Genomic DNA, 11,863 nt, shown 5'->3' with positions numbered 1-11,863 from the left:
CCGGGCTGTTGTATGCGCGCGCATGCCGCTAAAGTGCAGAAAATCGCTGGATTTAGGGGAGGTCCATGGGCTGGGACGTGTTTGCAATCGGGGTGCTGGCGGCGCTCTTCGCAGGTGTGTCCAAGGGTGGATTCGGCTCTGGCGCGGCGTTTGCGGGGGCGGCGATTCTGGCGCTTTTCGTGGAGCCGGGGATGGCCTTGGGGATCATGTTACCACTGCTGATGCTGATCGACGTGGCCACCCTGCGGCCCTATTGGCGGCAATGGGGGCGCGAGGAGGCGTGGTTCCTGATCCTCGGGGGGCTGCCGGGCGTGGCGCTGGGCGTGGTGTTCTACCGGGTGGCGGATGCCGATCTGTTGCGCCTGCTGATCGGGGGGATCGCGATCGGGTTCGTGCTCTGGCAGGTGCTGGTGCGAAGCGGCGTGATCCGGGGCGCGCGCCGCGCCTTGCCGGGATGGGCCGGGATGCTGGCGGGGATGGTCGCGGGATTTACCAGTTTCGTGAGCCATGCGGGCGGGCCGCCCGCCGCCGTCTACCTGCTGTCGCGCGGGATCGACAAGACGCGCTATCAGGCGACCACGGTGATCCTGTTCTTCGTGCTGAATATCGCCAAGGCGGTGCCCTATGCGGTGCTGGGCCTGTTTAGCGCGCAGACCCTGCTGATCGACCTGGCGCTGGCACCCTTTGCGCTACTCGGGGCGTGGATCGGGGTGCGCGCGCACCGGATCGTGCCGGAGCGGGCGTTTTTCGGCATTACTTATGTGTTGCTGACGGTGACCGGGTCCAAGCTCATTCTGGATGGGTTGTGACGCGCTCAGGCGTCGCTGCCGGGTTTGGGCAGCGGGGCGGCCATCGCCTCGAACGCCCGACCGCTGGCGATGAGACAGGTCAGCCCGTCGGGCAAAGTCACGGTGATCGTCCAACTGCCGGAGGTTTGCGAGGCGAACACCTCCATCACCGCGCCCTGCGCACCGAGGCCCATGGACTGCCGGGTTTCGCCGTAAGCGGTGGCGAGGCGGTCGACCACAACCTCGCGCGGGGCGCAGTTGCCGGGTTGCGCCTGCGCGCCGCCCGCGATCAGGGCAAGCGTGGCAAGGCCCGGGATCAGTCGTCTCAGCATCGTCTCATCCTTTCTGCGATCTGTCCCTGCCGTCCGGGAACGAGAGTGACCAAGGAAAGGTGAACACGCGGTTAACGCGGCGGGCAAAGCCGGGGACAGGCGCGCGATGCTGCGTCGCGGCGAGAAAAGGCTTGAACGTTTCCTCCGAAAAGTGCCATTCCTGCGCAAGAAAATTACAAGCAACAGAATCCAAGAGAGGGCAGACCCATGGACAGCAACGCGCATCCCTATCGTTCGGTGCTCTATATCCCCGGCTCCAAGGAGCGGGCGCTGGAGAAGGCGCGCGAGTTGCCGACCGACGCGATCATCTTTGATCTGGAGGATGCCGTCGCCCCCGATGCCAAGGCGGAGGCGCGCGCCACGCTGGTCGAGGCGTTGCGGCAGGGCGGCTATGGCAAGCGGGCCAAGATCGTGCGGATCAACGCGCTGACCACGGAATGGGGGCTGGAGGATGCCCGCGCGCTGCGCGATGCGGGCGCCGATGCGATCCTGCTGCCCAAGGTCAACAACCCCTCGGATATCGACAACCTTTCCGAGGTGATCGGTGCCAATCTGCCGGTCTGGACGATGATGGAAACGCCCGCCTGCGTGTTCAACGCGCGCGATATCGCCGCGCATCGTCAGGTGACCGGGCTGGTCGCGGGCACCAATGACCTGACCAAGGATCTGGGCTGTCGGGTGCGGGCCGACCGCCTGCCGCTGATGACGGCGCTGCAACGCATCGTGATGGCGGCGCGCGCGGCGCGGATCGTGGCGGTGGATGGCGTCTACAACCGGTTCCGCGATGGTGACGGGCTCAAGGCGGAATGCGAACAGGGGCGTGATCTGGGATTTGACGGCAAGACGCTGATTCACCCCGCGCAAATCGAGATCGCCAACACCGCATTCGCCCCCAACAATTCCGAGTTAGAGCTAGCCGAACGCCAGATAGCCGCCTATGAAGAAAGCCGGGCCTCGGGGCAGGGCATCGCGGTGGTCGACGGGCAGATCGTGGAGAATCTGCATGTCGTCGCGGCACAGCGCATCCTTGCCCGCGCGCAGGCGATACGAGACATGGCAGCGGAGTAGCAACCAATGACGTACCTCATCCTCGGTCTGATCCTCTGGGTCGCGGCGCATCTCTTCAAACGGGTGGCCCCCGACCTGCGCGCCCGGATGGGCAATGCTGGCAAGGGGCTGGCGGCGGTGGGCATTCTGGCCGGTCTGGTGCTGATGATCTATGGCTACCGGCAGGCGGAGGTCTTCAATGTCTGGTTCCCGCCCGCATGGACAGTGCATCTCAACAACCTGATGATGCTGGCCGCCGTGTTCGTTTACGGCATGAGTGCCACCAAGGGGCGGCTGCGCGGCGCGATGCGGCATCCGCAGCTGACCGCCGTCAAGATCTGGGCGGTGGCGCATTTGCTGGTCAATGGCGATCTGGCGTCATTGGTGCTGTTCGGCGGGCTGCTGGCCTGGGCGGTGCTGGAAGTGGTGGTGATCAACCTCTCGGAGGAATGGGACCGCCCGCAGCCGGGCGAGGCCAAGAAGGACGTGATCCTCGTTGTCATCACGGTGGTGATGTTCCTTGTCATCACCCTCATCCACAACTGGCTGGGTGTCTGGCCGTTCCCGGGGTAAACCTATGAAACTTTATCGTTTTCTCTCTGCCGACGACACGTCGGAGTTTTGCCACAAGGTGACGGCGGCGCTGAACGCGGGCTGGGAGCTATATGGCGATCCGACCTATGCCTTTGACGGGGCCAATGGCGTGATGCGCTGCGGGCAGGCCGTGGTGAAGGAGAAGGCGGGCGACTATGCGCCCGGGATGAAGCTGGGAGAGCAGTGACGATGAAGACCAATCCGGGGCGGTTTTTCGAGGATTACGAGGTCGGGCAGGTGATCCGCCACGCGGTGCCGCGCAGCGTGTCGGGGGGTGAACGCGCGCTTTATCATGCGCTTTATCCGGCGCGGCACGCGCTCTATTCCTCGAACGAGTTCGCCCGCGCGAGCGGGTTGCCCGACAGCCCGATCGACGACATGGCGGCGTTTCACATCGTGTTCGGCAAGTCGGTGCCGGATATCTCGCTCAATGCCGTGGCCAATCTGGGTTATGCCGAGGCGCGCTGGCTGCGCCCGGTCTATCCCGGCGACACGCTGCGCAGCGAATCCGAGGTGATCGGGCTCAAGCAGAACTCGTCCGGCAAGACCGGGGTGGTCTATGTGCGCACCACGGGGTTCAACCAGCATGACCTGCCGGTGATGGAATTCGTGCGCTGGATGATGGTGCGCAAGAACAATCTCGATGCGCCCGCACCCGAGGCGGTGGTGCCGCAGACGGCGGCGGTGGTGGACCCGAGCGATCTGGTCATCCCCGCAGGGCTCGATTTCAGCCATTACGATTTCGGACTGGCCGGCGAGCCGCACCGGGTGGGCGATTACGAGGTGGGCGAGCGGATCGACCATGTCGACGGCGTGACCATCGAGGAAGCCGAGCACATGATGGCGACGCGGCTGTGGCAGAACACCTCGAAGACGCATTTCGACGCGACGCCGCGCGCCGATGGCAAGCGGCTGATCTATGGCGGGCACGTGATCTCGATGGCGCGGGCGCTGTCGTTCAACGGACTGGCCAATGCGCAGATGATTGGGGCGATCAATGCCGGGTCTCACGCTAACCCCTGTTTCGCGGGCGACACCGTGCGCGCATGGTCAGAGGTGTTGGACCGCGCCGAGGTGGATGCGCCGGGCGTCGGCGCGCTGCGCCTGCGACTGGTGGCGACCAAGGGCGGCGAGGCGTTCACGCTCAAGGGCGAGGACGGCAAGTATCTGCCGCATGTGCTGCTCGATCTGGATTACTGGGTGCTGATGCCGGTGTGAGGCGGGTTTCGGCCTGGAGCGGGCATTGATTGAAGCACCTGCGCGGAACAAGGCCGAAGGCCGCCGCTCAGGCCGCCTTTTCCGGGTCGAACCCGGCCTCGCGCATGAGCCGGTTGGAGGCGGTCTCGATCTCGTCTTCGAGCCGTTCCATGAACGCCTCCTTGCCCAGACCGGCTTCGATGCGCGGCAGGAATTCCACCACCGCGAGGCCCGGCTTGCGCAAGATGCCCTTGCGCGGCCAGAACACGCCGACATTGGTGGCCACCGGCACGCAATCCTGACCCAATTCGTGATAGAGCACGCCCGAGCCCACCTTGTAGGGGGCCTTGACCCCCGGCGCGATGCGGGTGCCCTGCGGGTAGATGATCAACTGCCCGGGCTCCAGCCGCCCCTTGCCGACATCGGCGACCATCTGCTTGATGGCGGCGCTGCGCTTGCCCCGGTCCACCGGCACGCAGCCGATGCGCAGCGCGTATTGCCCGATCACCGGGGCATACATCAATTCGCGCTTCATGATGAACTTGCCCGCCGGGACCGACCCGTAGATCAGGATGATGTCGAGGAAACTCTGGTGTTTGGCGACGATCAGCACCTCGTCCTCGGGCGGCGTGCCGCGCACCTCGGTGCGCAGGCCTACCATCCAGCGCGCCGCCCAGCGCACCACGCGGCACCAGGCATGGCAGGCGGCCAGCGCGCCCTTGCGGCTGAGCAGCGCCCAGGGCAGGTAGAGCAGCCCCAGAACCGGCATCATCGCGTAGATGAACACCACGAAAACCAGCGACCGCAGCCATTGAACCGCCTGCATCACGGCATCTCCTCCAGCGTCTTGCGCGCCGCAGCACGGGTCGCGAAGAACGCGACCAGAGCGGCCAGAACCGGCACCAACGGCGGCCAGAGCCAGTGCCAGCCCTGAAATCCGAGCCCGGTCAGAAAGCCGCCCGCCGCATCGGCGCTTGGCAGGGCGAGAATGGCGAGACAGCCCAGCGCCATGCCGATGGCCGCCCCACCGAGGGCCCGGAGCGTGAAGCGCCGCACGAAAGCCCGCGCGATATAGCTGTCACGCGCGCCCACAAGGCGCAGCACCTGTATGACCTGCGCATTGGCGGCAAGGGCGGCGTTGGCCGCCAGCGTGATCATCGCCGCCGTCGCGCCGCCGATCAGCAGCAGCGACAGCCAGCCCAGAAGGCGCAGACGGTCAGCGGCGCGCACCAGCGGCGCGCGCCAGCGGGTGTGATCGTCGAGCACCGCGCCCGGCACCTCGGCCTGCAGGCGCAGGCGCAGGCCCTCGGCATCGACCCCGTCGGCGGTCTCGATCACCTCGATCAGGCGGGGCACTGGCAGTTGGTCGATCGGCAGGTCCGGGCCGAACCACGGCTCCAGCAGGGCGGCCTGCTCGGCATCATCGAGCGCGCGGGCACGGGCCACGCCGGTCGTCGTCTCAAGCACGCGCAGCGCGGCGGCGGTCTGCGCCGCCATCTGTGCCTCGGGGGCGGAAATGCGCACCGTCGCGGTGCGCGCCAGCTCGTCCCCCCAGCGTTCGGCCAGACGCCCCGTCGCCAGCGACAACGCCAGCGCAAACACCGCGAGGAACGCCATCGCCCCCGCACTGAACAGCGTGAGCCATGCGGTGAACCCGGTGGGCGGCACCACCCGGTCCGCCTGCGCATCCCCGATCAGCAGGTCGCCAAGGGCCTTGATATCCAGCTTCACAGATCCGCCCCCGCCAGTTGCAGCCGCCGCGCCGCGATGCGCAGGACCCGCGCCTGCACATGGGCCTTGGCGGCCCGGATCAGGGCCAGATCATGGGTCGCGATGAGGATCGTCTTGCCCATGAGGTTAAGCTCGATCAGCAGGCGCAGCAGGCGTTGCGACATCTCCCAGTCGACATTGCCGGTGGGCTCATCGGCGAGGATCACGTCGGGCGACATGATCACCGCGCGCGCCAGCGCCGCGCGCTGCCGCTCGCCGCCCGACAGTTCCGGCGGCCGCGCCTTGGCGCGCTCGCGCAGGCCGACCCAGCCGATCAGTTCCTTGAGATTGGCCCCCTCGGCCAGCAGGTCACGCCCCGACACGCTGAGCGGCAGGGCGATGTTGTCCTCGACGCTGAGGTGATCGAGAAACTGGCAATCCTGATGCACCACGCCGACGCGCCGCCGCACCGTGGCGATATCGTCGCGCCCCATCTCGCGCCGGTTCTGGCCAAACAGGCGCAACTGCCCCGACGTGGGCACCAGCGCGCCGTAACACAGCTTCAGGAGCGTGGTCTTGCCCGCCCCCGACGGCCCGGTCAGGAAATGGAACGACCCGGGGCTGAGCGACAGCGACACCTCGCTGAGCAACTCGCCCCCGCCATAGTTGTAGGCCACATCTTCCAGCTCGATCACGGGCTGCCCCTCAATACGCATATCTTCTCTAAATGCCCCAGAGGCCACACATGTGCAATGATCGAGCGCGTGATTCGCTTTGCTCTTTTCCCAAGGCAAAGAACCGCTTATGCTTTTGATTGAGGACAGGGGGCCGGAGAACGGCGACACGGAACAGGCGACAGGTGGCACCATGAGGCTGACTTGCCCGAATTGCGGGGCGCAATACGAGGTGCCGGAGGCGGTAATCCCGACCTCGGGGCGTGATGTGCAATGCTCCAATTGCGGCGATACCTGGTTCCAGCATCACCCCGACCATGCCCCCGCCGAGGCCGAGGAGCAGCCGGACGAGTACGCCGTCCCGCCTGAGACCGCCACCCCCGAGGCAGACCCGGACCCTGCGCCAGAACCGGTGGCGGAGCCAATGCTCGAACCGGTGCCCGAACCGGTGGCTGACCGGGTGCCCGAACCGGTGGCGGAGCCAATGCCCGAACCCGTGGCGGAGCCTGCAGCCGAGGCCGCGCCCGAAGAACCGCCCGCGCAGCGCAGGCTCGATCCGAACGTGTCGGACATCCTGCGCGAAGAGGCCGAGCGCGAGCGTGCCGCCCGTGCCGCCGAGGGGGCGGGCGGGCTTGAGACCCAGCCCGATCTGGGTCTTTCCGATCCCGGCATATCCGAAGATGAGCGCAGCCGTCAGGCCCGCGCCCGGATGGAACGTCTGCGCGGCGGCGGCGAGACGCCCCCGCCCGCGCCCTCCGAACAGCAGGTCAACGAAAGCCCCGACGACGATATCGACCCGTCCTCGCGGCGCAATCTGCTGCCCGATATCGAAGAGATCAACTCGTCGCTGACCTCGAGCGGGGAGCGCGGCGACACGGTGGCAGCGGCGGCGCTGCCCGAAGAGGTGCCGATGTCCAGCCGGCGCAGCGGCTTTCGGTCGGGCTTCCGGCTGGCGGTGATCACCTTCGTGCTGGCCACCATCGTCTACCTGACGGCATCCAGCATTGCGCAGATGATCCCCGCTGCCGAGGCCCCGCTGGCGCAATATGTCGAGGCGGTGAACGCGGCGCGCACGCAGCTCAACGATCTCGTGTCGCGCGTCATCGCGCAGATCGGTGGCCCGGCGAACTGACCCGCGCAGCCGATGTCAGATGTCGTGCATGGGGCGGGCGGATGGCGGGTATTTTGGGCTGTTGTTTCCGTTGGATCAAAGCACCCGCGCGATACGCGGCCGTCAGGCCGCCGCGCATCGACGGGCCGCCCCGACGGCACGGCGGTTTGGTTGCAACCTGCGCATCACATGTATGTTTTCCTGGCTTGGCAGAGATAAAGGTCTGCCGAACAGGCGTTGGATCGCCCCACCGCGGCCCGTCGATGCGCGGCTCGCTCCAATGTCCGCCTCAGGCCAAAACCACCCCCCTGCCTGAATTCGCCCTCCCTTTACGAAAACAGGTGCACTGTCTGACGCGCATGCTATCGTGCGCCCGACTCGGAAAGTGCCTTCACATTACTCGCAAACGCTTTTTAGCACCCTGCTTTCCGGTCCGACCGTTTGACCCATGCGGGCCACGCGCCCGAAAATTGTACCAGGAGCTTGAAATGCAATCCAAAATCCGCGCCATGGCCTTGATCGGCCTGACTCTGCCCGCCGCGACCCATGCCGCCGATCTCGGCGATACCGACACGGCGATCCGACTGGCGCTTCTGCCCGAAACCGGCGCACAGATTTCCGCACATGTGGCCGGTGAGGTGCTCGGCGCCATGGGATACACGGTCGAGTATGTCGAGGCCGATCAGATGCGTGTCTTCAGCGACATGCGGCAGGGCCGCATCGACGTCAATGTCGAGGTCTGGGAGGCCCGCGCACCGGGCAATTACCGCGACATGATCCTCGACGGCGACTTGCAGGAGATGGGCGAGTTGGGTGTGACCCTGTCGGAGGGCCTCGCCTATCCCGCGCATATGGACGCGACCTGCCCCGGCCTGCCCGCGTGGGAGGCACTGCGCGATTGCGCCGCCCTGTCGGGTCTCGCGGTGGTGGATTATCCCGAAGAGTGGGAAGGCCCTGCCGCCGGGATCATCGAGGCCATGGGCCTGCCCTTCGAGGTGCGCCCCGCCGCGTCCGAGGCTGACCTGTCGCAGACCCTGACCGAGGCCAGCGCATCGGGCGATCCGGCGCTGGTGATGTTCTGGCGTCCGCATTGGGCGGTGGCAGCGCAGGATCTGCGCTTTGTCACCCTGCCCACGGCAGAGGCCGCCTGTTACGAGACCCCAAGCTGGGGCCCGAACCCGGACCTGCCCGGCGATTGCGGCATTCCCTCGCTCGAGGCAGTGAAGACGGTGATCAAGGGGACAAAGATCAAATGGCCCGCCGCGTGGTACATGCTGGAGGATTTCCAGATCGACACCGCGACGCAGGAGGCGCTGATGGTCGCCGTCGAGCAGGAGGGCCGCCCGGTGGCCGAGGTTGCCGCCGAGTGGCGCGCCGCCAATGAGGAGACATGGCAGCCGGTGGTGGATGCGGCGCTGGCGCAGTAGGGTCGCTGGTGGTCTGACGGGGTGGTTTTGGCCTGGAGCGGACCTTGGCGGTTTCAGAGATGAGCCGCGCGGGGCCCGACCGCCGGGTGGGCGCAGCAACCTCGGTGGACCGCACTTTATGCCAGCCAAACACTCCCGCGTTTTCAATGGCTTGATACGTTGCAAAAGCGCCCGCCCGAGGGGGCGGTCGGGCGCTGCGCGGCGGTGCCTGCGGCACCTTGATTCCGCGCATTGGGCTTCACCTGAAGGGCAGCCCAAGACCAACAAACCAAGCGCCCCTCTCTGACCACTTCAAAGCACCATCAGCCACGGGCGAAGGCCTTTTGCAAAGGCCTTCCCACCCGAATCAGAACCGGTCCAGCAAGCGTTCGAGGTAGTCGAGTTCCACGTCGGGCCGGTCGCCCTCGCCCGAGCGCCGCCGGATTTCATCGAGCAGATCGCGGGCCCGGCGATAGACATCCTCGCCCTGCAACAGGTTGTCCTGTGTGCCCGCGCGCCGCCCTTGACCGGCCTCGCGGCCCAGCGGGTCGGCCTGCGCCTGTCCCGGCGGGCCGTCCTGTTGGCCCTGCCCGCCCGGATTCTGCTGTTCCGCCATCGCCTCGCCCATGTTGCGCATGCCCTCGCGCAGCGCCTCCATGGCGTCGGCCTGATCGTCGATGGCCCCGGCCAGATCGTCGTTGCGCAGGGCTTCTTCGGCCCGTTGCATCGAGCGTTCGGCCTGTTCCAGCGCCTCGCGCGCGGCCTCTCCGGCCTCGCCACCCAAGCCCGGCAGGCCCTGCCGTTGGCGCTCCAGTTCGCGGCGCAGCGCCTCTTGCCGGTCGGCCAATTCGCCTTCGGCCCCCTGCCCGCCCTGACCGTCCTCGGCGCGCTCCTGACCTTCGCCGCCCTGGCCCTGCTGCTGGCCGCCCTGACCGCCTTGGCCCGGCTGCCCGTCATGGCTCTGGCCCCGGCCCTCGCCGCCGCTCTGGCCCTCGTTGCCCTGCGACTGGCCGGATTGCGCGCCGGGGTTGAACTGTTCCTGCAGGTCGCGGAACGCCTGATCCGACAGGCCCTGCTGTTCGCGCAGCGTCTCGGCCAGCCCCTCCATCGCCTGTTGCCCCGGCGACTGGCCCTGCTGGCCCTGGCCTTGGGTGACCTGCATGTTCTCCATCATCTGCTGAAATTCTTCCAGCGCCTGCTGCGCCTCGGCAAAGCGGCCCTGTTCCATCAGTTCCTGAATACGGTCCATCATGTCCTGCAGATCCTGCTGGTTCATCTGCATCATGTTCTCGGCGCTCTGCTGATCGCCGCTGTTCTCGGGGTCCTCGCGCTGCGCCTGCTGCATCTTCTGGCGCAGGTAATCCTGCGTGGCGTCGCGCAATTCCTGCATCAGCCGGGCGATCTCCTCTTCGCTGGCATCGTTCTTCATCGCCTCGCTCAGCCGTTCCTGCGCGGCGCGCATCCGCTCCAATGCGTCGCCCACATCGCCATCTTCCAAGAGCACGCCCAGATCCCACAGCGCCTGCGCGATCTCGTCGCGCTCATTGCCGTTAAGCCCGTCGCTGTCGATCCCCGCCTCCAATTGCCGCAGGATCACCCGCAGCCGTAGATAGGCCTTTTCCGACCGGAACAGCCCCTCGCGCGGCTGGTAGGAGACCGCGCGCAGCACTTGCGCCACGCGGGCTGCATTGTCGCGCGACCACAAAAGATCACGCCGCTGTTCGATCACCGCCGCCGCCATCGGGTTGAAAAACCGGCGCGCGGGCAGCTTCATCTCGACGGGCTCCGAGAGCCCCTCCTGCCCCGCCGCATCCTCGACCCGCAGCCGCAGCGTCACCGGCAAATGCGCCCAAGGGTGTTCTGACAGGTTCTCGATCAGCGTCTCGGTGAATTCGCTGCGATCCCCCGCCAGTGGCATCGGCAGATCGAGCCGGATCGCCTCGCGCGGCTCCGGCTCGGCGCTCAGACCATAACGCCGGTCGATGCGGTCCATGTCCAACTCAAAGACAGCGCCCCCGGCCACGACGCCGTAATCGTCGCGTGCCTCAAACGGCTGGCTCATCTGCCCGTCAAAGGCGGTCTTGGCCTCGCTCTCCAGCACGGCCACGCGCGGCGCTGTGTCGGCGATCGCCTCGACCTGCCAGCTGCGGCCACCGGGGCCGTCGATGCGCATCTCGCCATCCTGCGCGATGCTGAATTCCTGTTCCGTCCCGGTCGCAGGCGGCACGTCACCGGCGCGGCCCGATACCGTTTCGCTCAGGCTGAGCGCGCCGACCTCGCCATAAAATCGCAGGGTAATTTCACTGCCCTCGGGCACCTCGATCACACCTGACTGATCGGCCAGATATAGGCTCGGCAAGCCGGTATAGGCGGGCGGTTCGATCCAGCCCTCCCATGTCGGGCCAGAGGCGAGCGCGGCGCCGCGACCGGCACCCGGCACCATCTCGGCCACCGAGCCCGCACGCCAGACAGAGCCGAAGAGCAGCGCCACCACCAGGCCCAGAAGCGCCACGTAGCGCAGCCCGAACGGATCCTGCCGCGACAGGCGCAGATCAGGCTCGACCGCCTTCGCCTGCGCCGCGCGGGCCGCCATCCGATCCTGATGCGCGCGCCAGAGCGCCTGTGACCCGACGTCCTGCGCGCCCACGGCCTGCGTATCGGCCAATGCCGCCAAGGGTCGCCCCGGCAATGTCGCATCGAGGCGGGCCAGCGCCTCGGACCGGGTCGGGAAGCGGAAGCGCGACGCACCGCGTAGCGCGAAGACCACCAGCGCAAGGCCGCCCAGCATCAGCCCGGTCCACACCGCCTCGACGCTCACCATGTCCTGAACGCCCAGCATGACCAGCGCCGCAGCCCCCGCCAACAGGCTCCAGACCGGCCAGAAGGCGCGCACCAGCCGCTCGGCGATCAGCCCGGCCCAGGTCAGCAGCAAGGGCCGCCGCAGTCGCGCCGTCACGTCGTTCAGGGGGTTTCGCGTCTTCGCCATGGGCCGCGCCTCTCCTCG

12 protein-coding genes are annotated in these 11,863 nt (G+C 67.2%); 7 read left to right on the top strand and 5 right to left on the bottom strand.

What is annotated here, in order from left to right:
• Positions 1–65 precede the first annotated feature (65 nt).
• The gene (locus tag PVU19_RS03525) at positions 66–809 is read left to right on the top strand and encodes a sulfite exporter TauE/SafE family protein (protein ID WP_050663152.1); all 744 of its coding nucleotides are present in this window, start codon (positions 66–68) and stop codon (positions 807–809) included.
• A 5-nt stretch (positions 810–814) separates the two neighbouring features.
• Here the strand turns inward: PVU19_RS03525 and PVU19_RS03520 are convergent, their stop codons facing one another.
• Positions 815–1,120 (bottom strand): hypothetical protein, encoded by a 306-nt coding sequence (locus tag PVU19_RS03520; RefSeq protein ID WP_050663151.1) that lies wholly within the window; start codon positions 1,118–1,120, stop codon positions 815–817.
• Between the two features lie 207 nt (positions 1,121–1,327).
• Between PVU19_RS03520 and PVU19_RS03515 the strand changes: the two genes are divergently transcribed.
• The 4 genes from PVU19_RS03515 to PVU19_RS03500 are packed head-to-tail and all read left to right on the top strand — an operon-like array spanning position 1,328 to position 3,979.
• Positions 1,328–2,188, top strand: a complete 861-nt coding sequence (locus tag PVU19_RS03515; RefSeq protein WP_050663150.1) for an HpcH/HpaI aldolase/citrate lyase family protein — start codon at positions 1,328–1,330, stop codon at positions 2,186–2,188.
• 6 nt (positions 2,189–2,194) lie between these two features.
• Positions 2,195–2,740, top strand: a complete 546-nt coding sequence (locus PVU19_RS03510; RefSeq protein WP_050663149.1) for an NnrU family protein — start codon at positions 2,195–2,197, stop codon at positions 2,738–2,740.
• 4 nt (positions 2,741–2,744) lie between these two features.
• Complete coding sequence (locus PVU19_RS03505; RefSeq protein ID WP_050663148.1) at positions 2,745–2,948, top strand: DUF1737 domain-containing protein; 204 nt, start codon at positions 2,745–2,747, stop codon at positions 2,946–2,948.
• Positions 2,949–2,950: 2 nt separating this feature from the next.
• On the top strand, positions 2,951–3,979 hold the full coding sequence (locus tag PVU19_RS03500; protein ID WP_050663147.1) for a MaoC family dehydratase: 1,029 nt from the start codon (positions 2,951–2,953) through the stop codon (positions 3,977–3,979).
• A 67-nt stretch (positions 3,980–4,046) separates the two neighbouring features.
• Here PVU19_RS03500 and PVU19_RS03495 read toward each other — a convergent pair whose 3' ends face one another.
• Genes PVU19_RS03495 through PVU19_RS03485 form a run of 3 tightly spaced genes read right to left on the bottom strand, consistent with a single transcriptional unit; the run spans position 4,047 to position 6,363 of the window.
• Positions 4,047–4,787: a lysophospholipid acyltransferase family protein gene (locus PVU19_RS03495; RefSeq protein ID WP_152911648.1), complete on the bottom strand. Its 741-nt coding sequence runs from the start codon at positions 4,785–4,787 to the stop codon at positions 4,047–4,049.
• On the bottom strand, positions 4,784–5,689 hold the full coding sequence (locus PVU19_RS03490) for a cell division protein FtsX (protein WP_050663145.1): 906 nt from the start codon (positions 5,687–5,689) through the stop codon (positions 4,784–4,786). The genes PVU19_RS03495 and PVU19_RS03490 overlap by 4 nt, the downstream gene beginning before the upstream one ends.
• Positions 5,686–6,363, bottom strand: a complete 678-nt coding sequence (locus PVU19_RS03485) for a cell division ATP-binding protein FtsE (RefSeq protein WP_050663184.1) — start codon at positions 6,361–6,363, stop codon at positions 5,686–5,688. The genes PVU19_RS03490 and PVU19_RS03485 overlap by 4 nt, the downstream gene beginning before the upstream one ends.
• A 172-nt stretch (positions 6,364–6,535) precedes the next feature.
• Here PVU19_RS03485 and PVU19_RS03480 point away from each other — a divergent pair, with 172 nt between their 5' ends.
• Both PVU19_RS03480 and PVU19_RS03475 read left to right on the top strand, forming a co-directional pair.
• On the top strand, positions 6,536–7,474 hold the full coding sequence (locus tag PVU19_RS03480) for a zinc-ribbon domain-containing protein (protein ID WP_082237686.1): 939 nt from the start codon (positions 6,536–6,538) through the stop codon (positions 7,472–7,474).
• Positions 7,475–7,941: 467 nt separating this feature from the next.
• Positions 7,942–8,880: an ABC transporter substrate-binding protein gene (locus PVU19_RS03475; protein WP_160316367.1), complete on the top strand. Its 939-nt coding sequence runs from the start codon at positions 7,942–7,944 to the stop codon at positions 8,878–8,880.
• 346 nt (positions 8,881–9,226) lie between these two features.
• On the opposite strand, the gene PVU19_RS03470 is transcribed toward PVU19_RS03475, so the two are convergent.
• A complete protein-coding gene (locus PVU19_RS03470) occupies positions 9,227–11,845 on the bottom strand; it encodes a TIGR02302 family protein (protein ID WP_050663685.1) in 2,619 nt (872 codons plus the stop codon).
• Positions 11,846–11,863: the final 18 nt, after the last annotated feature.

This window comes from Roseovarius tolerans (assembly GCF_028885395.1).
Taxonomy (GTDB): domain Bacteria; phylum Pseudomonadota; class Alphaproteobacteria; order Rhodobacterales; family Rhodobacteraceae; genus Roseovarius; species Roseovarius tolerans.
This window is presented reverse-complemented; position numbering and strand designations above follow the sequence as displayed.

Bases quoted from the DNA above. Each gene is read 5' to 3' on its own strand.
- PVU19_RS03470 (WP_050663685.1), bottom strand. From the start codon at position 11,845: ATGGCGAAGACGCGAAACCCCCTGAACGACGTGACGGCGCGACTGCGG.
- PVU19_RS03500 (WP_050663147.1), top strand. From the start codon at position 2,951: ATGAAGACCAATCCGGGGCGGTTTTTCGAGGATTACGAGGTCGGGCAG.
- PVU19_RS03510 (WP_050663149.1), top strand. From the start codon at position 2,195: ATGACGTACCTCATCCTCGGTCTGATCCTCTGGGTCGCGGCGCATCTC.
- PVU19_RS03505 (WP_050663148.1), top strand. From the start codon at position 2,745: ATGAAACTTTATCGTTTTCTCTCTGCCGACGACACGTCGGAGTTTTGC.
- PVU19_RS03520 (WP_050663151.1), bottom strand. From the start codon at position 1,120: ATGCTGAGACGACTGATCCCGGGCCTTGCCACGCTTGCCCTGATCGCG.
- PVU19_RS03525 (WP_050663152.1), top strand. From the start codon at position 66: ATGGGCTGGGACGTGTTTGCAATCGGGGTGCTGGCGGCGCTCTTCGCA.
- PVU19_RS03515 (WP_050663150.1), top strand. From the start codon at position 1,328: ATGGACAGCAACGCGCATCCCTATCGTTCGGTGCTCTATATCCCCGGC.
- PVU19_RS03480 (WP_082237686.1), top strand. From the start codon at position 6,536: ATGAGGCTGACTTGCCCGAATTGCGGGGCGCAATACGAGGTGCCGGAG.
- PVU19_RS03475 (WP_160316367.1), top strand. From the start codon at position 7,942: ATGCAATCCAAAATCCGCGCCATGGCCTTGATCGGCCTGACTCTGCCC.